This is a genomic window from Gimesia sp., assembly GCF_040219335.1.
GTDB lineage: Bacteria > Planctomycetota > Planctomycetia > Planctomycetales > Planctomycetaceae > Gimesia.
The window spans coordinates 519,340-542,270 of sequence record NZ_JAVJSQ010000004.1 but is presented as its reverse complement, the minus strand read 5'-3'; the positions used below and the strand labels follow the sequence as shown (position 1 = coordinate 542,270).

General features: G+C 52.8%; 20 protein-coding genes. 19 read left to right on the top strand and 1 reads right to left on the bottom strand.

Going from position 1 to position 22,931, the window contains the following annotated elements; genetic code table 11:
* Nucleotides 1-151 precede the first annotated feature (151 nt).
* The 16 genes from RID21_RS03295 (at nucleotide 152) to RID21_RS03220 (ending at nucleotide 17,182) form a co-directional block, all read left to right on the top strand.
* Nucleotides 152-2,074, top strand: coding sequence for a flagellar hook-length control protein FliK (locus tag RID21_RS03295; protein ID WP_350187155.1), 1,923 nt, complete (start codon nucleotides 152-154; stop codon nucleotides 2,072-2,074).
* Between the two features lie 41 nt (nucleotides 2,075-2,115).
* Nucleotides 2,116-2,553 carry a flagellar hook capping FlgD N-terminal domain-containing protein gene (locus RID21_RS03290; protein ID WP_350187154.1) on the top strand — a complete coding sequence of 146 codons (438 nt, stop codon included), beginning with the start codon at nucleotides 2,116-2,118 and terminating at the stop codon, nucleotides 2,551-2,553.
* Nucleotides 2,554-2,747: 194 nt separating this feature from the next.
* Entirely contained in the window at nucleotides 2,748-4,439 is a 1,692-nt protein-coding gene (locus RID21_RS03285) for a flagellar hook-basal body complex protein (RefSeq protein WP_350187153.1), read from the top strand.
* A 66-nt stretch (nucleotides 4,440-4,505) separates the two neighbouring features.
* On the top strand, nucleotides 4,506-4,700 hold the full coding sequence (locus RID21_RS03280; RefSeq protein WP_145039414.1) for a flagellar FlbD family protein: 195 nt from the start codon (nucleotides 4,506-4,508) through the stop codon (nucleotides 4,698-4,700).
* Between the two features lie 113 nt (nucleotides 4,701-4,813).
* Nucleotides 4,814-5,593 (top strand): motility protein A, encoded by a 780-nt coding sequence (locus RID21_RS03275; RefSeq protein ID WP_145183145.1) that lies wholly within the window; start codon nucleotides 4,814-4,816, stop codon nucleotides 5,591-5,593.
* Between the two features lie 36 nt (nucleotides 5,594-5,629).
* Nucleotides 5,630-6,358: an OmpA/MotB family protein gene (locus RID21_RS03270; RefSeq protein WP_350187152.1), complete on the top strand. Its 729-nt coding sequence runs from the start codon at nucleotides 5,630-5,632 to the stop codon at nucleotides 6,356-6,358.
* Between the two features lie 156 nt (nucleotides 6,359-6,514).
* Entirely contained in the window at nucleotides 6,515-7,072 is a 558-nt protein-coding gene (locus tag RID21_RS03265) for a hypothetical protein (protein ID WP_350187151.1), read from the top strand.
* Between the two features lie 28 nt (nucleotides 7,073-7,100).
* Nucleotides 7,101-7,793, top strand: a complete 693-nt coding sequence (gene fliN, locus RID21_RS03260; RefSeq protein ID WP_350187150.1) for a flagellar motor switch protein FliN — start codon at nucleotides 7,101-7,103, stop codon at nucleotides 7,791-7,793.
* Nucleotides 7,794-7,866: 73 nt separating this feature from the next.
* Entirely contained in the window at nucleotides 7,867-8,766 is a 900-nt protein-coding gene (locus tag RID21_RS03255) for a FliO/MopB family protein (protein ID WP_350187149.1), read from the top strand.
* Nucleotides 8,759-9,700: a flagellar type III secretion system pore protein FliP gene (gene fliP / locus RID21_RS03250; protein ID WP_350187148.1), complete on the top strand. Its 942-nt coding sequence runs from the start codon at nucleotides 8,759-8,761 to the stop codon at nucleotides 9,698-9,700. Before RID21_RS03255 ends, fliP begins: the two co-directional genes overlap by 8 nt.
* A gap of 53 nt (nucleotides 9,701-9,753) precedes the next feature.
* Entirely contained in the window at nucleotides 9,754-10,020 is a 267-nt protein-coding gene (fliQ, locus tag RID21_RS03245; RefSeq protein WP_145039433.1) for a flagellar biosynthesis protein FliQ, read from the top strand.
* A gap of 37 nt (nucleotides 10,021-10,057) precedes the next feature.
* Nucleotides 10,058-11,047, top strand: coding sequence for a flagellar biosynthetic protein FliR (locus RID21_RS03240; protein WP_350187147.1), 990 nt, complete (start codon nucleotides 10,058-10,060; stop codon nucleotides 11,045-11,047).
* A gap of 22 nt (nucleotides 11,048-11,069) precedes the next feature.
* Nucleotides 11,070-12,149: a flagellar biosynthesis protein FlhB gene (gene flhB, locus RID21_RS03235; RefSeq protein WP_145440621.1), complete on the top strand. Its 1,080-nt coding sequence runs from the start codon at nucleotides 11,070-11,072 to the stop codon at nucleotides 12,147-12,149.
* A 203-nt stretch (nucleotides 12,150-12,352) separates the two neighbouring features.
* Complete coding sequence (locus tag RID21_RS03230; RefSeq protein WP_145440620.1) at nucleotides 12,353-13,690, top strand: PP2C family protein-serine/threonine phosphatase; 1,338 nt, start codon at nucleotides 12,353-12,355, stop codon at nucleotides 13,688-13,690.
* Nucleotides 13,691-13,834: 144 nt separating this feature from the next.
* Nucleotides 13,835-15,397 (top strand): HAMP domain-containing sensor histidine kinase, encoded by a 1,563-nt coding sequence (locus RID21_RS03225; RefSeq protein ID WP_350187146.1) that lies wholly within the window; start codon nucleotides 13,835-13,837, stop codon nucleotides 15,395-15,397.
* 390 nt (nucleotides 15,398-15,787) lie between these two features.
* Nucleotides 15,788-17,182, top strand: coding sequence for a sigma-54-dependent transcriptional regulator (locus tag RID21_RS03220; protein WP_350187145.1), 1,395 nt, complete (start codon nucleotides 15,788-15,790; stop codon nucleotides 17,180-17,182).
* A 123-nt stretch (nucleotides 17,183-17,305) separates the two neighbouring features.
* On the opposite strand, the gene lexA is transcribed toward RID21_RS03220, so the two are convergent.
* Complete coding sequence (gene lexA, locus RID21_RS03215; protein WP_145039453.1) at nucleotides 17,306-17,908, bottom strand: transcriptional repressor LexA; 603 nt, start codon at nucleotides 17,906-17,908, stop codon at nucleotides 17,306-17,308.
* 737 nt (nucleotides 17,909-18,645) lie between these two features.
* On the opposite strand from lexA, the gene RID21_RS03210 reads away from it, so the two are divergent.
* From RID21_RS03210 to RID21_RS03200, 3 genes are all read left to right on the top strand, one after another.
* A complete protein-coding gene (locus RID21_RS03210; RefSeq protein WP_350187144.1) occupies nucleotides 18,646-19,674 on the top strand; it encodes a DUF1559 domain-containing protein in 1,029 nt (342 codons plus the stop codon).
* Complete coding sequence (locus tag RID21_RS03205; RefSeq protein ID WP_350187143.1) at nucleotides 19,671-20,516, top strand: DUF1583 domain-containing protein; 846 nt, start codon at nucleotides 19,671-19,673, stop codon at nucleotides 20,514-20,516. The genes RID21_RS03210 and RID21_RS03205 overlap by 4 nt, the downstream gene beginning before the upstream one ends.
* Before the next feature lie 152 nt (nucleotides 20,517-20,668).
* On the top strand, nucleotides 20,669-22,900 hold the full coding sequence (locus RID21_RS03200; RefSeq protein ID WP_350187142.1) for an alpha/beta hydrolase family protein: 2,232 nt from the start codon (nucleotides 20,669-20,671) through the stop codon (nucleotides 22,898-22,900).
* Nucleotides 22,901-22,931: the final 31 nt, after the last annotated feature.

The window sequence follows — 22,931 nt, the reverse complement described above, 5'->3', positions numbered from 1 at the left end:
CGTATTCTGACGTCATGTCCCAGGGTTAATCCTGTCGAATATGATAGTGGTGAATTCGTCGATTCCTGTCGCGTTCACCACTGCGCAGTTCTCTCTGGAGGACTGAAGGCGATTGTATTCGGATACCTGTTTAACTCTGAGGTGATGAGGAATGCCAGACGCTCCCAAGTTTTCCCTGCTGGATTTGCAGACGCCAGATGTGAGTCAGTACGGCAGGCAGAACCTCGGTTTGCAGCGAGAAGCAACTCGTTCCACCGACTCTACTTATCGCAAGCAGCTTGCGGACTCACTGTCACAAAAGCAGCAGCGGTCTACATCTGAAAAACCACAGCCAGATTCCCGTACTGCAAACGAAGTGCAATCAGACCGGAGTCGTCCGGAGCCTCAAGCACCGCAGGCACGTTCTGCCAGTGAGACACCCACACCAGCAGAGCGAGAGCAGCAGACGCCGCGTTCTCAGGAAAATCGTAATGATGCGGTAGAACCCGGTCAGAGCGCTGTTGAACAGTCAGCGACAGTTCAGGATACGAAACCTGCTACAGAAGATAAGACAGCTGCTGATGAAGTCAATGAGAGTGCCGTCCCGGTAGATTCGGGAACGCCGGTCAAGGAAAAGACGTCCCGCTATTCGTTGTTTCAGGAGAGTGCCGCGTCTGCAACCACACTCGAACAGGAAGTGACAACCGGAGATACGGAAATTCGTCCGCCGGCCAATTTTCAGTTCTCAGAGAATCAGAATCTGGTCAAACTGCAGACCGAAGTAACGGAAACCAGACCAGTTGAATCCCTGCCGATTCCAGAAGGGTTGGCTGAGCTGCTCAAGACTCAGGAAGTCGCTACGAATCAGACTGAGACAACGTCCCTGAATGAGACTCCCGGTGATGTCGAGGGGGATCAGCAGCTCCAGGGCGCGGGGCAGTCAAAGGAGATCATGGATGCTGTTGCCGATGATCAGCAGGCTGCTGAGGAAGGGCAGTCAGTAGAGTCAGCGGAGCAGCTCAAAGGGGGGAAGAAGGCTGATGAGCAGCAGGCTGCGATCCAAAAGTCCCAGGCTGAGCACTCAAACTCAGGCAACGTGAAAAGTGATGTCGCCCAGGCAGCACAACAGGCTGCCCAGCAGCAACGGTATCTGAAAGCTCAGCAGCAGAATCCGAATGAAAATCTTCCGCAGCAGGGACAGGAGGCGGTTGACGCGAATTCGGGTCAACAGGTCGCGCAGGCAGTGATTGATCAGGTTCAGAAGCAGACCGAGAATGCCGGACCTGATAAAACAGAGACGACAGACAAAAAATCAGAACAGCAGGTCGATGGTGACAAGGTTCTGCCGGAACAGAGTGCGCTGAACCACACGAATCCGCATCCTGCAGCAGCGTCAGCGGCGACTGATGCCTTACAGAAGGCCTTGACCGAGGCAACGAAACCTGGTCCGCTCGCCCAGGAACAGCATGCCGGTAATCAGAATAGTCACGATCAGTCGCAGACTCCTGCTACAGGGCTGGGACAGACGACGAACGTTGCCACAGAGAGTCAGGCAGCCGCTCCGACCGGTCCGGTAGTTGACGCAAAACAGGTTGAACAGTTGATGGAGCGAATCGCGAGTGCCGTGCGGCATTCTCAATCGACGGGGCAACAGCTCAAAATCCGGTTGAGTCCACCCGAACTGGGGGCTCTGCAGATCGAGGTCTCCCTGAAGAATGGTGAGTATTCGGCCAAACTGGAAGTTCAGAACAGGCATGCCCAGAAAGTCATTAACGATAACCTGGCCCAGCTGAAAGAAGCCCTGGTGAAGACTGGAGTCTCGCTGGATCGGATCGATGTGCAAATCAATACCCACTCCAGCGAGGATCAACGCTCGTCCCAGTCTGATTCGCAGCAACAGTCAGGGGCCAACTTTAATTCCAACGACTTCTCAGATCAGTCGGGGGATGCAGAGCAGGGCCACGATGAGCGTGCCTATGCTGACGAAACCATACAGCGTGAGGATGTCGAACAGGAAGAACAGAACCGACCCCATGTGACTCGATCGCAGGGAGTCGCTACCGAGAACGTCGAAGAAATCGACGTTCAGATCTAATAGTCCCCCCCCTTGTTAACGGAATTTAAGGAGTTGCCAGGATGGCAGTCGATGCAGTGAGCGGAAGCAGTGGAGCCAGCAGTTCCACAAACGTGAAGGTGGTCGATGCTGGTGAGGTCGGTTTCAATGGGTTGACCGCTGATAATTTTATGAAGTTGCTGATTACAGAATTGCAGAACCAGGATCCGACAAACCCGATGGGGAATGAAGAACTTCTGGGACAGATTTCCAGCATGCGGGAACTTCAATCGAATATCGAGCTGTCAGATACACTGAAAGAGATTACTACCGGCCAGTCGCTGACTCAGGCCGCTGGTCTGATCGGTAAGCAGGTGGAAGGGAAGGACAGTTCCGATAACTCGGTGTCCGGTGTGGTGGAACGTGCTTTCGTACGCGATAGCAAAGCCTACGTTGCCATTGGTAATTCCGAAGTGCCGGTGTCGTCGATCACCTCGGTACAGGAACCTGCAAGTGAATGATATTTCGGAGGTTACAGAAGCAGCTTCATTTGAAGCTTGCCTGAGCCGACCGAAATTTAAGAAAAATGGGAAGATGATCAGGATCAGTTTAGACGATACACAGAATACTGCTGTAGTACGGTTCTGACTGATGCTGCGCAAAAACGAACCTAAGGATTGGGTATTAACCTGGTTGATTCAACCGAGGAGTTGTCATGGGATTGACGTCTGCATTAAATACATCATTGGGTGGTCTGAGCCTGAATGAAACCAGCATTGATGTGTTGGGTAACAATATTGCCAACGCTGGCACCAATGGTTTTAAAGCCTCTAATGTGCTGTTTACGACGCAGCTTGCACGAACCTTAAGTGTGGGTTCACGTCCATCCTCCTCAAACGGCGGTACGAACCCCCGACAGATCGGTCTGGGGGCCTTGAGTGCTTCGATTCGTAAAGACTTCACTCAGGGTAGTGTGACCAACAGTACCAGCCCCTCCGACCTCGCGATTCAGGGAGATGGTTTCTTTATTCTGGACAGCCCCGACGGTCAGGTTTACTCCCGGAATGGTAACTTTGAATTGAACAGTTCGAGTCTGTTGACCAACCAGAGCGGTTATCTGGTTCAGGGGTATGGCGTCGATGAAGACTTTAACCTGGTGAAGACCACTCTGACGGATATTAAAGTTCCCCTCGGGGACTTGAACGTGGCCCAGGCGACCAAGAATGTTGAGATTGGTGGTGCATTACTGCCGACCGGGGAAATTGGAACCCAAGGCTCGATCTTGACGACAGGGAACTTAACCGATGCCGGGAACGCGAACGCTGCCATTACTGGTACGACATTGCTGACCGACATCGAAGAAACGATTGGTACGCCGCTGTTTACTCTGGGAGAAACACTGTCATTTACACCCAGCAAAGGGGGGCGGACACTGGACGCTCTGACGATGCAGGTAACGGCAACCACGACTGCAGCTGATTTTGCCAGCTTCCTGGATCGGACTCTGGGGATTCAGAATGGAGGCGGCATTCCCAACGATGCGACCACAGGCGCTCAACCAGGAGCGACAGTGACTGCCGGTGGTGCTTTTCAGATCGTAGGGAATACCGGGACCGTGAATGATATCTCGGTGACCATTGGTAATATTACTTCTGATGGCTCAACTGTACCGATGGCGTTCACGAAAAGTGAGTCTGCGAATGGTGAAAGTGCTATTACTGACTTCGTGATTTTTGACTCGCTGGGTGAACCGGTGACGATGAAAATGACCAGCGCGCTGGAGTCACGATCTTCCAACAATACTGTCTTCCGTTATTTCCTTGAAAGTGCTGATGACAATGACGGCGATGTTGCGGTGTCCAACGGAACAATTACATTCGACAGTAAGGGGAATGTGACTAACTTCACCCCTTCTACATTCGGGATCAGCCGGGTCAATACCGCTGCTGATGAAATGGATGTGTCCATCGACCTTTCGAACATCTCCGGTATTTCGTCTGCGTCGGCAGGGAGTACTTTGAAACTGGACCTGCAGGATGGTTCGGATCCGGGAACGCTGTCCAGTTTCGTGATCGATGAAACGGGGATTATTAACGGCGTGTTTGACAACGGGATTATCCGGACGCTGGGACAGGTGACACTGGCCCGGTTCTCCAACCCACAGGGGTTACTGGAAAGTGGTAACTCCACGTTCCAGGAAGGGGTCAGTTCCGGTCCTCCATTCCTGGTGACGCCGGGTAACTTTGGTGCCGGTACGATTCGTGCCGGTTCAATTGAACTTTCCAACACCGACGTAGGTCGAAACCTGGTTGACCTGATCGTGGCTTCCACGAACTATCGGGGAAACGCCCGTGTGATCAGCTCCGTACAGCAGCTGGTTGACGAACTGCTGGTGCTGGGACGTTAATCGGATGGTTAAGCAGGGTTCCGGCAGAGGGGCTGGTTTGACCACCGCCCCCGGGAGACTGGTGGCATGATCAAATTGACCCGACTGAATGGTGAAGAGTTTGTTGTCAACGCGGAACTGATTCAAAGTATTGAGAGCAGACCCGACACGTTTATTACTTTGACTTCGGATGATCGCCTGATTGTGCGGGAAAGCGTAGAAGAAGTAGTAAAACGTGCAATCGCTTATTCGCGTGCGATTCGACTGGCACCCGGGCTGTGAGACAGATTCTGAGTGATTGAGCAATTATAACTTGTGATGGTGAGGGGCCTGCTCTCCGGTTTGCTACGATCCGGATTTGAGTGAGCCCACTGACATCAGGGACTTTGTTAGAAATGGATAAGGCAACAGCCGGCGGACTCGTTTCAGGCATCATATTGCTGCTGCTGGCGATCTTTATTGCGCCAGGGTCAAGCTTCAGTGCCTTTATCGATATTCCCTCAGCTGCAGTGGTGGTCGGTGGGGCGATCGCAGCCTGTTTCATTGCCTTTCCGGGGGCAGCGATGCTGCTGTTTCCGAAGGTGCTGAAGAAGGTATTCTTCCCCAACCAGCCGGAACTGGCTCCCGTGATTTCTCAGATCGTTGAGTTTGCTGAAATCGCCCGTCGCGACGGTATTCTGGCTCTGGAAGCCAAAACGGAGGAAATCGAGGATCCTTTCATTCTGCTCGGCGTCCAGATGGCAGTGGACGGGACCGACGTGGATCTCATGGAACAGATTCTCCGCACGGAAATGGAGGCTGTGGCCGGCCGTCATAAAAACGGCAAATCTCTGATGGATACGGTTGGTCGATATGCACCGGCATTCGGGATGATCGGAACCCTGATGGGGCTGATCATCATGTTGGGGAACATGGATGACCCGGAGGCCATCGGCCCCGGTATGGCGGTGGCGTTGATCACGACGCTGTATGGGGCGCTGGTGTCGAACCTGTTTTTTCTCCCTTTCGCCGACAAGCTGGCATATTACAGTAAACAGGAATTCCAGGTACGGGAAGTCATTATTAAAGGGCTGATTGCAATCCAGGAAGGGGATAATCCCCGCGTGATTGAGCAGAAGCTGAATACCTTCCTGCCGGCAGACCAGCGTGTCAGCAAAGACGGTCAGGCTGCCTGATGTTCTCAATCTTTCGAAGGAAAGGAGGCGATTCAGATGGCGATGCCTGAAGAAGACGGACCTCCTGGCGTTCCGGAATGGGTGGTCACCTATGGTGACATGATGTCGTTGTTGCTGACCTTCTTCATCATGCTGGTGTCCATGAGTGAGATCCGTAACGACGAAGGATCCGTGCGTGCCATGCTGGATTCGCTGCGGGAGCGATTCGGAACGCATCACGGTACAGCCGCCGTGCCGGGAAAGTCGCTGGATCCTACCAGTAACCGCAGTAAGCCTGCCTCCAAGGGGACCAGCTCCGACGGGGGAACTAAAATGGGCAAAGCGGATTCTTCGGGAGGGGGTGGTCCCTTCAGGACAGTGGAAAGAATTAATACGGGAACCGAGGTGACTCTGGGGGGAGCTGCCTGTTTTGATCGGTTTTCTGCGGAGTTGACTCCTGCGCTGAAGAAAAAACTGGATGTGATTGCAGAAGTGTTGCTGCCGACTCCCAATCGGCTGATCGTACGGGGGCATGCCTCGCCTGAGCCTTTGCCAAAGGACTCAAAATTCCTGGATTCCCAGGAACTCTCTTTCTATCGGGCCAAAAATGTGGCGGAGTACCTTGAAGGCAAGGGAATTGCCCCCGAACGACTGATAGTCAGTTCAGTGGGAGATGCTGAGCCACGGACCATCACACGCGACCCGCAGGAGCAATCCTTGAATCGTCGGGTTGACGTATTTTTGATTGATGCGTATATAGACACTCCGCAGACAGGTAAGCGTTGAGTTCTACAATCAATTCTGCCTGATCGGCGTTCCGGAAATCGCTTTGTAATCAGATACAGAGCCTGATTGGTCTAATCAAAACCGCCGAAGTGGATGCAGAGGGACACATGATGTGTCCCTGCGCCAACAGAGTGCGAGAGTTCAAGGAGGAGACTCGTGGCAACAGACACCGAAACAGAAGAGGCAGGTGTCGCAACAGGGGCAGTGGCATCCCCCGAAGAGAGTGCGGCCGCTTCCGGCCAGTCCAAGGCCAGGTTACTCAAGATTGGTGGCCTGTTGCTGCTGGTCATCATGCTGCAGGTCGGGATCTCCTACTGGCTGTTGACACCTGATAAACCGGCGGAAGTCGCTGAAGAATCTCTCTCCAGGGAAAGCGAAAATCTGCAGGTTACCACGGCTGAAGTGAACATTGAAAACTTCAGCGTGACGAATAATATTGCCGAACCCGGGGCGACTATCCACGTGACCTTCAACCTGGTGGCGCTGGTCGAGCAGGGCGCAGCCGGCGATTTTGAAACCATGGTCAAAGAGACGAATAAAGCCCGCGTGAAGCAGGCTGTGATTGAAGTTGTCCGTAAGTCGAGCCTGACAGATCTGAATGATCCCCAGTTGAGTACGATGAAACGGATGATGAAAGAGTCGATAAATAAAGTTCTCAAGAAGAGCTATGTCATTGAGACGGTCATCAGTGAATACCGGACAATGACGCAATAGTGCCTCCCCGGCAGAACAGGATACGATTGTGGCTGAAGATAATGACGATCTTCTTGATCCTTCCGAAATTGAGAAGCTGTTAAACTCGCAGGGACAGAATGCGCCTGCAGAACCGCCCTCTGGTGAAAGCGCCTCTCAAAGTGCAGGGGACGACCTGCTGGATCCCTCCGATATCGAGAAACTGCTGCAGAATGCCAGTTCGAGCGAGGGAACGAAGCCATCCGGATCCGGAAATGTCGTCAATAATGATGATATCGATGGACTGTTCAGCCAGCATGGTGGGGCATCAGATCAGTCCGGTAGCCCGTTTTCCGCATCGCATGCAGATACTGAGGCGCTATTGAATCAGGCGGAAGCCAATCTGGCGGCGGCAATTTCTCCCAACCTGGGGCCCGGTCATGGAATCCCCGGAGATCTGGGAGGAACCAAGGCGTTTGAGTTTCCGAATTTTGAATCGATGACAGGCAATCCCGAAGAGGCGATGGCTTTGTCATCTCTGCAGAATGTCGAACTGGATCTGTGCATCGAACTGGGACGCACGGAACTGCTGATCGAAGAGGTCCTGAAAATGAAAGAGGGAGTGGTTGTTCCTCTGGACAAACTGGCGGGGGACCCTGTCGATATTCTGGTGAATGGACGCATTATTGCCCGGGGCGAAGTCCTGGTGCTGAACGATAATTTTTGTGTCCGTGTTGCCGAGATTATTTCTCCCGAACTTTAAGAGTGACACCGGGGAAGGGAGTTTCCCCGCTGTGTGAGCCCCCATCCCGTAAAGAGGCGACGTAAAGGATTCCATGATTCGTCTTTGCATTCTTGCCGTACTGACGTTGCTCTGCCTGCTGATCTCAGCGGTGCGAAGCCAGGCTGCCGAACCTGGGTTTCAGTCGCGGACATCTGAATTTCGCCAGCCCCGTGTAATGTCCGGTAATCCCAATACATATTCCCGGACGGCACAACGGGGAGTTGCTCCAGCCACCACAGGGCGGGAGAGCCTGAATCGGCCGCAGCCGGTTCATTCCGGAATCGCTCCCTCGCAGACGCGCAGCCTGCCTCAACAGAGAATCCGTTCAGAAGCAAAGCAGGTTGCGAATCCGATTACTCCCCTGGATCGACAGAAACAGGCAGACTCAACAGCGGAAGATCAGTCGTCTCCGCGGCGGGTGCCTTCCATCTGGGGGACATTCGGTGCACTGGCACTGGTGATCGGTATTATCCTGATCGCTGCCAAAGTGATGAAAAAACATAATCCTTTATCCGCGAAAACACTGCCTCGCGAAGTGCTCGAGGTTCTGGGAAAACGGCCACTGGATGCCCGTCAGACCATTCACTTTGTGAGATGTGGTAATCGAATCCTGATTCTGGGATCATCGCCCGCGGGTCTGGAGACCTTAAGCGAAGTGCTGGATCCGGTCGAAGTCGATCTGATTACCGGCATGTGTCGCGAGCAGGCCGATTCGTCTCGTGCGAGTCAGTCGTTTCTGAACCTGTTTCAATCTACTCAGCAAAAAACGCCGCCAGCGCGAACTGAGCGAAAGCCGGAACGTGTGCAACCTCCGGTACGTTCTGAAGCGGAGCCTGAAACAACTCAGGACGAGTATCCCGAATTTGATTCTGCCATGTCCCGGTTGCAGCAGAAACTGTTACAGCCCTCCCGTCATTCCCTGAATGAAACCGGGGACCGCGATCATGTTTAAATGGAGCGGGGGGGGACAACTCCGAAATCTGGGCGCCTGGTTGTGTCTGTGCTGGTTACTGACAGCGACAGGCACTCTGCAGGCACAGACCGCAGCGCAGAATCAGGCACTCTCTAACCAGGGAGTCGGCAGTCAGAGTCTGCAGAATTTCCCGGCGCAGGCCGATCCGAACGTGCAACCTGCATCTGCTGAGAAATCAGGTGTTCCAGAGCTGCTGAATGTGGAACAGATGACGTCGCCGGAAGGTCTGAATTCGACTCTCAAGCTGTTTCTGTTACTGACTGTATTAAGTCTGGCTCCGTCGATTCTGATCATGACGACCTGTTTTATCCGGTTCGTGATCGTATTCGGATTGTTACGTCAGGCATTGGGAACGCAGCAATTACCGCCGAACCAGGTGCTGACTTCCCTGAGTCTGTTTCTGACCTTCATGGTGATGGCTCCCATCTGGGAGAAAGCCTACGAGGAGGGAATCGTCCCCTATACGAACCAGACGCAACAGGCTCCTGTATCACTGGAAGACGCATTTGAAAAGACGGTTGCTCCCCTGCGAAAGTTCATGAGCGATCAGATTGAGCTTACGGGCAACAGTGATACGGTCTGGATGTTTCTTGACTATCAGCGACCGTTGCCCGGTTCTCCCGGCGCCGCGGAATATAAAGCACCCAGCGACTACGATGAAGTCCCATTGAGTGTGCTGCTGCCGGCCTACATGTTGAGCGAAGTTAAAACCGCGTTTCTGATTGGCTTCCAGCTGTATCTGCCTTTTATTGTGATCGACATGGTGATCAGTTCGATTCTGATCAGCATGGGGATGATGATGTTGCCCCCGGTGTTGATCTCATTACCTTTTAAAATTCTGTTATTTGTCTTGATTGATGGCTGGTTGCTGACAGTAGGCATGCTGCTGGAGAGTATCAGGGCCGTAGGATAAATCCCGGCGCTCCCGTTGCGCCCGGAATTGCGTGAAAACACAGGTGTGAGTTTATGGATACGTCAACCGTTGTAGATCTGGGGCGAGAAGGACTGCTGATCATGCTGGAAGTCAGCGGCCCGGTCATGCTGACTGCAGTCGTGGTCGGTCTGGTGATCAGTATCGGCCAGGCGGTGACCCAGATTCAGGATCAGACCATCAGTTTCGTGCCTAAAATCATCATGATGGTGCTGGCGATTCTGTATACATTGCCCTGGATCACAGCCCTGATGATGGAGTATAGCACCAGTCTGATCACCAACATTCCGTCGCGGCTCTGAAGCCGACCTCGAAACCTGAAGTAGTAAAGAGAAGGCCGTGAGCGCACTGCTCGATCAATATCTGGTGAATCCCATTCTGCAGCTGGCACCTGGTCAGATTCTGCAATGGGCGATGCTGCAGTTCTATGCCTTCACGCTGGTACTGGTTCGGATCAGCGGCCTGATGATTATCGGCCCGGTCTTCGGGCAGCCGATCTTTCCGACGAATATCCGGGTGCTGTTAATTGTGTGCCTGTCGATTCTGATCACACCAACGCTGCACGAACAGGTGACCGTTGGTTTCTATCAGCTGGATGCCAATCAGGATCAGCGACTCAGCCAGGATGAAGTCCCCGCGCATCTGCAGAAACGCTTTGAGGAGCTGCTCGTCAGCAGTGGTCGCCAGGGAGAACGGGAACTGACAGTCAACGATTACCGCTTCGTCACGCATATGCCGGCGTCCCTGTTGGACTATGCCTGGTCGATTCTGGGTGAGTTGACGCTGGGGTTTGCCCTGGGGCTCGGGGTGTTCCTGATTCTATTAAGTCTGCAGATGGCCGGTCAGATGATTGATCAGCAGGCGGGGATGGCACTGGGGGAAGTCTTTAATCCCGGCTTTGACATGAACGCGTCGTTGAGTGGCCAGTACCTGTATTATGTGGGGATCGCGGTCTTTCTGTTGATGGAGCCGATCAATGGTCATCTGCTGATGCTTTCGGCGTTGATCGATACGTTCCAGATCTTTCCCGTCGGCGAGGGGATTGTCTCAACCAATACGCTGGATCTGTTGCAGTCCCTGATGCATCAGTCGCTGGTACTTTCGATCAAAGTTGCCGCGCCCCTGCTGGCGATCAGTGCCCTGATTTCGCTGGCGATGGGGTACCTGGGACATACGGTTCCCCAGATCAATGTGCTGGTGATCGGCTTTCCGATTCGTGCGATTGTCAGTCTGGTTGTCCTGATCTTCACCCTGTCTGGCGCCGCTGACATTGTGGTCGAATCAATTCCCAATGCCATCGATCAGATCAGCCGCAGTACCGTGATGTAGTTCGAATTGAGATTCATTCAGCATGGCAGAGAATGATACCGGAGAAAAAACAGAAGACCCGACGGATCGCCGGCGCAATGAGGCCCGCGAGAAGGGGAACATTGCGAAAAGTACCGACCTCAATGCGGCGGGGATGATGCTGGCGACCGCGGGTGTGCTCTATTTCTTTGCGGTCAGTCTGAGCCACGACATGAAGAATCTGATGGAAGCGACGCTGACCAGCCCGGTCTGGCTGCGCGTCGATACGGCGGTCATCATGGAGCGCGTGCAGGCGATCATTAAACAGTTTCTGCAGGGATCTGCTCTGACGATGCTGATTCTGTTTATTGCTGCCATCATCCTGAATATCGTGCAGGTCGGATTCATGATGACCCCGGATGTGCTGCAGATCAAATGGGAACGCCTGAATCCGATTGAAGGTGCCAAGCGGATTGTTTCGATTCGCGGACTGGTCAAGCTGGGAGTCAGCCTGGGGAAAATTACGCTGCTGGTGCTGATCGCGGTCTGGTTCAGTTATCTCGTGTTTCCCAATTTTTTGGCGTTGATGGGGGCGCCTCCCGAAACAATTATGCGCGACATTTTCAACTCGTCGATCGAGCTGGGCATCCTGTTGGCCCTGGCGCTGATTATCCTGGGCGGACTGGATTTTGCCTTTCAGAAATGGAAGCATGAAAAAGACCTGATGATGAGTAAGCAGGAAGTCCGCGAAGAGATGAAGTCGATGGACGGGGATCCGCTGATCCGCCAGAGACGCCGCGAAGCGCATCGCAAACTGGCTCTCTCGCAGGAACTCTCCCAGGTCGCGACGTCAGATGTCGTGATCACCAACCCGACCCATATTTCGATTGCCATCAAGTACGACCCGGAGAAAATGCCGGCACCGGTTGTTGTGGCCAAAGGGGCAGGGGAGATCGCGTTGCAGATCCGGAAGATCGCCAATGAACATGGGATTCCGATTATCGAACGGAAGCCGCTGGCGCGACAGATGTATCGCGATGTGAAAGCCGGCGAGGAAATTCCTTTCGAACTGTACGAGGTCTTTGTCGAGATCATGGCCTACGTCTATAATCTGACCGGAAAAACGATGCCGGACGCCCGCTGATCAGCGGCAGCAACCTGATTTCCAGACAAAGATATGCAGAGAGTGGCGATCTGGATTCTATCGGGAAATCAGGAGAATTCTGCGGGTTTTCAGTAAAAACACAGAATTCATAAAGTGTGCACTGGTGTTTGATTTGCATTCTCACCAAGATATGAAATAGTAAAGTATCTATGCACTGTAGTGGCTTGTTTTGAGGGGATTCAATGCGTTGGGAACATCCAGTTCAGTTCGCATCGCAGAGTGATGTTGGCTTTCGACGACGGAATAATGAAGACTCCATTTCCGTCCGGATCTGTAAAGATCAGGAAAGCTGGCGGGACCATGGGCATTTCTTTCTGGTCGCCGATGGAATGGGGGGGCATGCTGTTGGTGAACTGGCCAGTAAGATCGCCTCTGAAACCGTTCCGCATACCTTCTTCAAAAACAAGCCGGGCCCTGTTGCCAAATCTCTGAAAACCGCCGTCGAAATCGCCAACCAGGCGATTCATGAACGGGGGATGGCCAACCGCGAATTCATGCGGATGGGAACGACCTGCAGCACGCTCTGCCTCTGTCCCGAAGGGGCCGTGATTGGTCATGTCGGCGACAGCCGGGTCTATCGCGTCCGCGAAAACCGGATCGACCAGCTGACCTTCGATCACAGTCTGCAGTGGGAACTGATTCGCCAGGGACGGATGAAGCCGGAAGAGGTTTACCTGAATGAGCCACGGAATGTGATTACGCGCTCTCTGGGACCAGAGCCGGTGGTCAAAGTCGATATCGAAGGACCCTACCCGGTGCTGGAAGGGGATCGTTATATTCTTTGCAGTGACGGGCTGACCAGTCATCTCAAGGATGATGAGATCGGGATGATCTCCAAGTATCTCGATCCGAGTGATGCCTGTCGGCTGATGGTGAATCTGGCGAACCTCCGTGGCGGTTCCGATAATATCTCAGTGATCATTGTGCGGGTGGGCGATTTGCCTGATGGGAATCTTCCACAGCAGCAGGAGCCTGATGCTGAACCAGAGATTGAACTGGAGAAAGACTACCGGGAGTGGTTGTGGCTGGCGGGCGTCTGGGGAGCTTCGCTGATGGTGGCGACCGGCATCGTGATGTGGTTGCTGACCCAGTTTAACAAAGGGGAGTTTCTGGCTTTTGGAGGCATGTCTCTGTTGGTGATGCTGCTCGTCAGAAAAGTCTTTGCTCAACGGGAACTCGGCAAAAATAAGGACTACCTGGATAATAAAACCGTTGAGTGGCGGCCTTATCGGTCCGAGCGACTGAAGTTCAATACTGATTTTCTGCAGTATTTGACCACCATGGAATCGGAGTTACAGCGGGCCGCGATGGAGGAGGAGTGGACGATCGAGTGGTCGAATCATAATAAAATCTATTATGAGGCTAAGGAAGAACTCGAGCAGAAGAAGTACCTCAAAGCCTTTCGGGATTTTTCGCGTGCCATTGATATTCTGATGACCGGGCTGCACTCCTATCGCAAGGAAATGGTACATCAGGCGCGCTGGAAGAAAAATCCCCCCACGTCCCAGCAGGGAGAGTAAATATCGGCCGGTATGGAAGCCTCATTTGTCCTTTTTGTACACCTGCAGGATATTGCCGATTTAACATTGGACTTCTGAAGTGAATCCGGTATGATCTGGCACTTATTTCAGAGGATCTGAAGGACTTGTGACACGGAGGTCGGTGTGTTCTTTACACAAACAATCAGGCGGAAACTGGGGGTCGGACTGGGGATTATCTTCTTCATGCTGATCCTGCTGGCCTATGGTGCGGTTTCCGGTCTGCTTTCCTATCAAAATACGGTGGCGGACTTTAAATACTCGCTGGACAGCCTGCCCGATCGCGATCGACTGATCGTATCCGTCGTCTCCCTGAATGAACCGCTGCAGAAGATCCGTCATTCCCGTCCCGCTGCCAGTGCCCATTATCAGCAGAAATTTAAAGAACAGCTGCAGGATGTGAAAGATAACGAAATTCCAGGCTTTCTGCAGAAGGTCGATCGCCTGCCGGATCCTTCCCTGTCGACGTGGCGCGGATTTGTTAACTCCCAGTTCAGTCAACACAGTGCTGTTATGAAACGCCTGGACCACCTCTCCCTGATGGCGGAGCAACTGGAAGATCCCAAGCAGAGGCTGAAGGTCGCTGAGCAGATGATCCTGGAAGTGGCCCATCTGGAAAGTCTGATTCTGGAAGTCAAAGAAGTCCCTTCCAGCATGAAATCGGTGATTGAGCGGGCATCGCGGGTCTATCGTTCCCGCTATAACCTGGTCTGGGTCACATGTCTGATCGTGTTTATTACCTTTGGCTGTCTGATCTGGTATGGCTACAAAACCGTCCTGGCTCCCATCCAGGAACTGCACTCCGGAGCTCGCATTGTGGCCCAGGGGCATTTTGACCATCATTTCGAAATCAAATCACGAGATGAAATGGCCGAACTGGCCGAAGCCTTTAATAAAATGACACAGCGATTCAAGGAAAAACGGGACGAATTGAATCACAAAGTGGATGAACGCAGCAGGCAACTGGTGCGGTCTGAGCGACTGGCGGGAATCGGTGTGCTGGCTGCCGGGGTGGCCCACGAGATCAATAATCCACTCTCTGCGATTTCCATGGCTTCCGAATCCCTGCAGGGCCGGATGGGAGACTTGAAGCCACACTGCCCGGAGGATGATCTGGATGTCGTAGAGCAGTATCTGGGACTGATTCAACGCGAAGCGATGCGCTGCCGGGACATTACCTCCAAACTGCTCGACTTCTCCCGCGGTCAGAATTCGGTTCGCAGCGAAAATGATCTGGTCGCCGTCATCGAAGAGGTTTGCTCGATGGTGAGCCTGATCAAACGTCTCAAAGGACGGAATATCCAGTTTTCCCCACGGGGAGCCTGTTGGGCCGAGTTTAATCCGGCCGAGATCAAGCAGGTGGCACTTAATATCATGACCAATGCCCTGGAATCCATGGATGTGGGGGGCAGTCTGGAGATCCAGGTCCGTGAGCATGTCGATTCTGTGACGCTCATTTTCAAAGACGACGGCTGTGGTATGTCGCCGGAAGTCATGGATAGTCTGTTCGATCCCTTCTTTACTCAGCGGGCCGATGGAACTGGCACTGGACTGGGCATGTCGATCACGCATCGAATCGTGAAGGACCACGGTGGCGAGATCGAAGTCGAAAGTGCGGGGCCGGGAAAAGGGAGCACATTTTTTGTGGAGCTCCCGAAAAAAGCCAAGCTGCAAAACAAGGCTGCATAAAGATTTAGAAAGCCTGCTGGAGAACAGTTTTTCTCTGATTCTCCGATTGCCACGATTTTCAAAATCTGATATTACACGTCTCTCCCCACTAATGATTCACACAAAGTTAACGATACAGGAGAAAATGGATGTTCTCTGTACAGCAGATTGCTCTCGATAATTCCTATCCCGATCTGATGCAACTCGTGCAGAGAAAGGTCGTGGCTGATCTTCCGGTTCCGGAGAGGTCAGTGTGAACGTTGATCCTCGAAAAGCAGTCGGGGCCTCCTTTCAGGAACAACTGCTTTTCAGAGCCTTTCCCCGATTCCTTCCAGAATACCATTCGGTTAAGAAATTTGTTAAATGGCTTTCTCTTTGACAGGATGTCAAAGCAGGAAGAAGGAGCACAAGTTGAGTAATTCGGTTAATAAATTACGGGTCTTGTTTGTCGATGATGAAGCAGCCATTCGCGAGGTGATGCGCATCGAACTGCCTCGGATGGGACATGATGTCACCATCTGCGAGGACGGTCAGTCGGCATTGACGGCACTGGATAAAATCACATTTGACGCAGCGATTGTCGACTTGCGGATGCCTGGCTTAAGTGGCTGGGATGTGATCGATCATATCAATAAAGTCTCTCCTGAAACCGAAGTGATTATCAGCACCGGTCACGGGAGTATTGACGAAGCGATTCAGGCGATCCGCCGCGGCGCGTATGACTTCCTGCCTAAGCCCTGTAAGCTGATTGATATTGCGACTGTTCTGCAGAAAGTGGCTGACAAACGCTCGCTGCAGAACAAGAATTTCGCACTCGAGTCACGGCTGAAAAGTGTGGAAGGCCCGTGTCAGATCGTGGGCGAAACTCCACCGATGCTGCGAGTAAAAAAGCTGATCGAGAAGATCGCACCTACCGACTCGACCGCGTTGATTCTGGGTGAAACCGGGACCGGTAAGGAACTGGTGGCGCGCCGTGTTCACGATTTGAGTGCCCGGGCCTCAATGCCGTTTGTGCCTGTGAACTGTGGTGCCCTGCCCGAAAACCTGGTGGAGAGCGAACTGTTCGGTCATCGCAAAGGCGCGTTCACCGGCGCAGATACTCCCCGTAAAGGGTTGATTGAAATTGCAAACGGCGGAACCCTGTTCCTGGACGAACTGGGTGAGCTTGATAAAACCATGCAGGTCAAATTACTGCGGTTTCTGGAATCCGGCGAAGTCCGCCGTGTGGGTGACAGCGAGACCTTCCACGTTGATGTGCGAATCGTCTGTGCAACCAACCGGGATCTGCAGGAAATGGTCGGTGAGGGAACATTCCGTGAAGACCTTTATTTCCGGGTGAATACGTTCGAAATCAATCTGCCCTCGTTACGGGAGCGGAAAGGTGATATTCCGGAAATTTCCCGGGTACTGCTCAAGCGGCATCTGAAAAAAGATTCCATTCCCCAGGATATTCTGGCTCCTGAGACTGTCGAGATTCTTCAGGAATACGACTGGAAAGGGAACGTGCGGGAATTGGCCAATGCCTTGGAGCATGCCGTGATTCTGTGGGATGGCGTTCAGATCCAGCCTGCAGATCTGCCTTCCAATCTGACACGAAATTCTTCCGTTCCCATGTCGGGTTCTACCAGTGTGAACTGGACCGAAGGGATGGAAGGTAAGACGTTACGTGATATCGAGATGGAAGTGATTTATCACGTTCTGGATAAGCATGATGGAGACAAACCCAAGTGTGCTGCCGAGTTGGGAATTGCCTTAAAGACACTGTATAACAAGCTGAATCAGTATCAGACCCGCGCTGCCGGCTGAAGTGCAGGGATCGCTGGCTGTTTGTGATACAGTAAAAAAAAATGCTCTGGTGAATTACCAGAGCATTTTTATTTGAGCTTGGTCAGCCCGGTGACTCAATGAGCCAGGGGCTGAATTCGCAGCTTAGTATTTACGGATGACGCCGGTGACGACTCCCAGGATGTCCACATTTTTGGAGTAAATGGGCTGCATGCTGGAGTTAGCCGGTTCGAGACGGATCCGGTCGCCTTCTGAGTAGTAGCGTTTCAGAGTCGCTTCCTGACCATCGACCAGAGCAACCACAATGTCACCTTCTTTGCAGGTGTTCTGTTTGTGGACGATGACGTAATCTCCGTCAGCGATCTGATCTTCGATCATGGAGACCCCTTTGACTTTCAGGCAGAACTGATCATCTGGGTCGAACAATGGTCCGAAGTCGATGTGCTCATCATCCTGTACGGCGAGTACAGGACTGCCGGCAGCGATTTGACCAGCCAGAGGGAGACGAGTCCGTTTCTGGGAGTGGTCACAGAGCTGAATTGCACGAGACATGTGAGACTCGCGGGTGATCAACCCTTTTTTCTCAAGGGCTTTGAGGTGACACATCACACCATTGGGAGAGCGGATGCCAAAGTTGGCTCCGATTTCACGCACGGTGGGGCCGTAGCCACGATTGATAATTTTGTCTTTCAGGAAATCGTAGATCTCCTGCTGTCGTTGGGTAAGGTTTGCTTTGGTGCCTGCCATAACAAAGTACCTCGTTTCTGAATTCTAGGGTGAACTAATCATTGATTCCTGAAACGGCCAGGAAATCTCATTGTTGCCTCAGGCCACACCGGACCTGAGTTAAGAAAAAAGCCGCATACGGATTCAGGAAAATAACAGTAGAGGGTGTTATTGTGAAAAACTAAAAAGTCCTGAATTTTGTATGTGCCCTTATTCTAGTATACTAGCGTGTACAGGACAAGTATCGGGCCCTAAAAACAATCGCGTTTCAATGGCCCCTCAACGGGTTTTGTGGAGAAAATCAAAAAAACTGTTTATAAGTGGCTAAATAACAACACTTTATAATTTGTCTGATTAAAACAGGCTGACTGATGTTTTTCTGAATATTTGATAAAATGTTCATAGATCAGGCCGGTAGATTCAAAAACAGGTTCTGAAAACTTAAGAAACTCTGTTAACCAGCGAATCGGAACCAGAGAGAGATAGGTAGATACACGGATAACAACCAGTAGTTGTTTGATAGTTGTCTATCTCTGAAAGTCTGACCAATATCAGTTTGCCACTAATTAGTTGTATAGTGAGCCTGTTTTCCTACCCGTGAAAATCAAAAATTTCTGGTAAATTTAGGTAAATATTAGATTCGGTGAAGAAAAGTAAGTGCAGTGAAGGTCTTACTGAGTGCAGGCATTCTATTTCGTGATCTGTCGCCAGACAGGCTCCGCTGAGTTCTGGCGTTTAAGAGAAAGGGGATCGTCCCGTTGTCTACTGACCACCCGAAACGGTGCGGATTCACCCTGATTGAAATTCTGGTGACAATCACCATTATCGGTCTGCTGATTGCACTGTTGATCCCCGCGGTTCAGGCCGTACGTGAAGCTGCACGGAAAATGCAGTGTTCCAATAACCTGCATCAGCTGGGGATTGCCGTTCAGTCCTACCATGAAGCGCACTCGGTGCTCCCGTTTGGGGTTGGCCTCGACTATGACGGTCCTGTTTCTTCACTGGGCACACTCGAAGACCGTCGCTATTCCGCGCATGCCATGCTGCTGCCTTATCTGGATCAGTCAGTGGTTTATAACCAGCTCAATTTCAACGTGGCCCCGTTCTATCCATTTGTGAATGCGGCCAACGATGATCAGCAGGAACTGGCCCGTCGATTTGATGAGGTCATTAACGGCCCCGCTGCTGCGGCCCGACTGGAAGTCTTTCTCTGTCCCAGTGATCTGGATCGTCTGCAGAGTCGCTGGGGGCCCAATAATTATCGCACGTGCAACGGAAGTTCCTGGTCCGGTCGGGACGGGAATGGTATGTTCGGACAGATCAGCAGTGTGAAACTGGACGATGTCAAAGACGGTCTCACCAATACGGCGATGTTCAGTGAGCATGTTAAAGGAAGCTGGGATGATACGCTGATCGATCCACTTTCCGACCTGTATAATCTGCAGGGAGTCTGGACCGAGAGCCAGTTCAGTGATGCCTGCGGCCGTCTGACCCCGCAGACTGCGGGGGCGTATCAGTACGATGTGGAGTCGGGACAGACCTGGCTGGCGGGGAACATGAACTGGACCCGCTATAACCATGTGCGGACCCCCAACCGTACGAACTGCAAAAATGGTTTTACCTGGGACGGGGTGATCCTGAATGCCACCAGCTGGCACACGGGAGGGGTCAATGTTTTGATGGGAGATGGGAGCGTGCGTTTCGTCAATGAAAATATCAATGATGAACTCTGGCGTGCCCTGGGGACCCGAGCCGGAGGCGAAGCGACCTCAGGGGCAGGCATATGAAGTGTTCTGTCTACGCTATGCTGATCCTGATTCTGGGAGGGATATCTGCGCCGGTGCTGGCGCAATCCGAGACGCGCGAAGCCTATTTCAGCTTTCGCGGAGAAGAGTTCGATAATAAACTTCTGGTTCCCCTTGGCAGGGGAACGGTGCGATTGTTTCAGCCTCGTCCTGAAGGTTTGCTGTTCCGGATTCCTGCAGGGCATAAGCTCCCCACGCTGGGGATCAGCCCCCGTTTCCAGATTGAGGGGGATTTTGAAATCACTGCTGCCTACGAAGTGCCCGTCTGGAAAGATCCCAAAGCCGGCTATGGATTGGGACCAAGCCTTTATCTGAAACTGAATGACGAGGCTGGGTCAGCAGTCGCGCTGGGACGTCTGTTGCGCCCGGGAAAGAAGCATGTCTTCAGCACCATGCTCTCAAGTACGGTGGATGAGAAACGTAACTATGATGTGAAACTGTATGACACCAGTGTCAATTCCGGGAAATTAAAACTGGTTCGGACCGGCGGACTCTTGAAGTTCCTGGTCACGGAGGATTCCTCGGATGAGTTTCGCGAGTTGCGGCAGGTTGAACTGGGAACCGCTGACGTGGAGTTGCTGCGTCTGGGAGCTCAGCAGAGCGATCCGGAAACGCCGGTCCAGGTGCTCTGGAAAGATTTGAGTATCACTGCCACCAGGTTTCCGAACCATCCCGATTCCCTCGCGAAGGGGAAACAGCTGCATGTGCCCAGCTATCATCCGGCACCTCAGCCTGAATCCTTTTCCTTATATTGGAGCCTGGCAGCAGGGATTGGTCTGGTCGTGGTGATCGGTGGCGTGCTCTGGGTGCGAAAGCGCGGTTGAGCCTCTCCGGGACGAGAGTGATCACTGTCGTTAAAAAGTCTGCTCAGGCTGGCATGGCCTGCTGTTTTCCGGTTAGACTGGATGTATTCCTTACCTGCTGAGGGTTCAGCAAAACGACTCTGATACGTTAATCCATCCAGGAAAGCGGGGCGATGATGTTGCAGAAAGACGATCAGTTCTCAATCGAGCGCAGAGAAGCATTACAGAATATCGGCTGGGCTTTATTGTCAGCGGGATTGCTGCAGGCAGGGGCCCCGGCGGGAAGTGTGTTTGCGGCAGAGCAGGGCCCCGGTTTCAAAGACAGTCGGCTGGGAGAACTGAAAGATCTGAATGGTTATTTCCCCTTCACCCCCAGTGAATCTCCTGAAGCCTGGGAAGAGCGTGCTGAATATGTGCGGCGGCAGATCAAAGTCGCAGCCGGCGTCTGGCCCGAGCCTGAAAACACAAAGATAAACGCCACCGTACACGGCAAAGTGGACCGGGATGAATACACGGTTGAAAAAGTCTTTTTCGAAAGCTCCCCCGGTCTGTATGTGACGGGGAATCTGTATTGTCCCAAAGGCAAGCAGGGACCGCTGCCGATGGTGCTCTCGCCGCATGGTCATTTTCAGAACGGCCGGTTTTATGACAGTGGTGAAACACGCGTCAAAGCGGATATCGAAGCGGGAGCGGAGAAATACGAAGTTGGCGGTCGATATCCACTGCAGGCCCGTTGTGTGGAACTGGCACGCATGGGGTGCATGGTCTTTCATTATGACATGCTGGGCTACGCGGATGGGGTCTGCCTGAGCTACGATCTGATTCATCGTTTTGCGAAGCAGCGTCCGGAGATGTCGAGCGCCCAAAACTGGGGACTGTTCAGCGCGCAATCGGAACTGCGGCTGATCAGCGCACTGGGACTGCAGACGCTGAACTCCATCAAGGCCCTGGACTGGGTCTGTTCATTGCCCGAAGTGGATCAATCCCGGATTGGAATTACCGGTGCCAGTGGAGGGGGGACGCAGACATTCATTCTGGCCGCGATCGATGACCGCATCAAGGCAGCTTTTCCGGCGGTGATGGTTTCGACTGCGATGCAGGGGGGCTGTACCTGTGAAAATGCGACCTATCTGCGGATCGAAACGGGGAACGTGGAGTTCGCGGCACTGGTGGCGCCACGGCCGCTGGGAATGACGGCAGCGAATGACTGGACGAAAGAAATAGAAACCAAGGGGCTGCCCGAACTCAAACAGCATTTCAAAATGATGGGAGCACCGGACGATGTTGAGGGGAAATATTATTCCTTCCCTCACAATTACAACTATGTCAGCCGGGCAATGATGTATGAGTTTTTCAACAAGCACTTCAAGCTGGGGCTGGAGTCACCGATTGTCGAGGCTGACTTTAAACCGCTGACGAAAGAGGAAATGACCGTCTGGAGCAAAGAGTATCCAGCGCCGCCGGGGGATGAGCAGTCTGAAGTTAAAATTCTACATACGCTGGCACGCAACAACGCCCGCCAGATCGAAGCACTGACACCCCACGATCAGACATCGCTGGCGGAATATCGTCGCGTGGTGGGTGGAGCGATTGAGGTGCTGATTGGGCGTACGCTGCCTGCGGCTGAAGATCTGGAAACCGAAACCATTTCAGAAGATCAGCTGACAGGTTATAAGCAGTACCACACACTGATTAAGAATCAGCGATTCGGTGAAGTGACGCCGGCGCTGTTCTGTCTGCCCGACCAATGGAATCGGAAAGTAGTACTCTGGCTGACCGATGCCGGAAAGTCCGGTTTACTCAAAGCAGATGGAAAACTGGTCGATCCCGTGCAGAAGCTGGTCGATGGAGGGACCGCGGTCGCAGGGATTGACGTTTTGTACCAGGGCGAATTCAATCAGATTCAACCTGCCCCTAACGAGATGCCTGTCGTCAAGAATCCACGGGAATTTGCCGGCTACACACTGGGCTATAATCATCCAGTCTTTGCCAGACAGGTGCACGATATTCTGAATGCCCTGGCGTATTGCAAGCATCACGAGAGTCAGCCGCAATCGATCGCAGTCGCAGGCTTTGGTTTTTCCGGGGTGAGAGCGGCTGCTGCCTGTGCGCATTCACCGGAACTGGTTAAACAACTGGCCGTGGATCCCGGCGGCTTCCGTTTTGCGGAGATTACGAACATTCGCGATCTGCGTCTCTGGCCGGGTGCCGTGAAATATGGTGATGTGCCGGGCCTGCTCTCGCTTTGTGAACCCGCGGCACTCTGGCTGGCCAGCAGCTCGGCCGCTGTCCCGAAACTGGTACAGTCGACTTATAATTCAGCAGGTTTGTTGAACAAGGTAGAGCTCTTCCAGGGGAAAGCGAACTCCCAGAACGCTGCGGTCGACTGGCTGCTGAAGGGCTGAGTGCCTGCTGAGTGATTTCGCCTTCCTGCAA

Excerpts from the sequence above, each read along its gene's own strand:
- RID21_RS03290 (WP_350187154.1), top strand. The coding sequence starts at position 2,116 with ATGGCAGTCGATGCAGTGAGCGGAAGCAGTGGAGCCAGCAGTTCCACA.
- RID21_RS03200 (WP_350187142.1), top strand. The coding sequence starts at position 20,669 with ATGATGTTGCAGAAAGACGATCAGTTCTCAATCGAGCGCAGAGAAGCA.
- RID21_RS03270 (WP_350187152.1), top strand. The coding sequence starts at position 5,630 with ATGGCGATGCCTGAAGAAGACGGACCTCCTGGCGTTCCGGAATGGGTG.
- RID21_RS03230 (WP_145440620.1), top strand. The coding sequence starts at position 12,353 with ATGCGTTGGGAACATCCAGTTCAGTTCGCATCGCAGAGTGATGTTGGC.
- RID21_RS03275 (WP_145183145.1), top strand. The coding sequence starts at position 4,814 with ATGGATAAGGCAACAGCCGGCGGACTCGTTTCAGGCATCATATTGCTG.
- flhB (WP_145440621.1), top strand. The coding sequence starts at position 11,070 with ATGGCAGAGAATGATACCGGAGAAAAAACAGAAGACCCGACGGATCGC.
- fliP (WP_350187148.1), top strand. The coding sequence starts at position 8,759 with ATGTTTAAATGGAGCGGGGGGGGACAACTCCGAAATCTGGGCGCCTGG.
- RID21_RS03255 (WP_350187149.1), top strand. The coding sequence starts at position 7,867 with ATGATTCGTCTTTGCATTCTTGCCGTACTGACGTTGCTCTGCCTGCTG.
- lexA (WP_145039453.1), bottom strand. The coding sequence starts at position 17,908 with ATGGCAGGCACCAAAGCAAACCTTACCCAACGACAGCAGGAGATCTAC.
- RID21_RS03205 (WP_350187143.1), top strand. The coding sequence starts at position 19,671 with ATGAAGTGTTCTGTCTACGCTATGCTGATCCTGATTCTGGGAGGGATA.
- fliQ (WP_145039433.1), top strand. The coding sequence starts at position 9,754 with ATGGATACGTCAACCGTTGTAGATCTGGGGCGAGAAGGACTGCTGATC.
- RID21_RS03295 (WP_350187155.1), top strand. The coding sequence starts at position 152 with ATGCCAGACGCTCCCAAGTTTTCCCTGCTGGATTTGCAGACGCCAGAT.
- RID21_RS03285 (WP_350187153.1), top strand. The coding sequence starts at position 2,748 with ATGGGATTGACGTCTGCATTAAATACATCATTGGGTGGTCTGAGCCTG.
- RID21_RS03280 (WP_145039414.1), top strand. The coding sequence starts at position 4,506 with ATGATCAAATTGACCCGACTGAATGGTGAAGAGTTTGTTGTCAACGCG.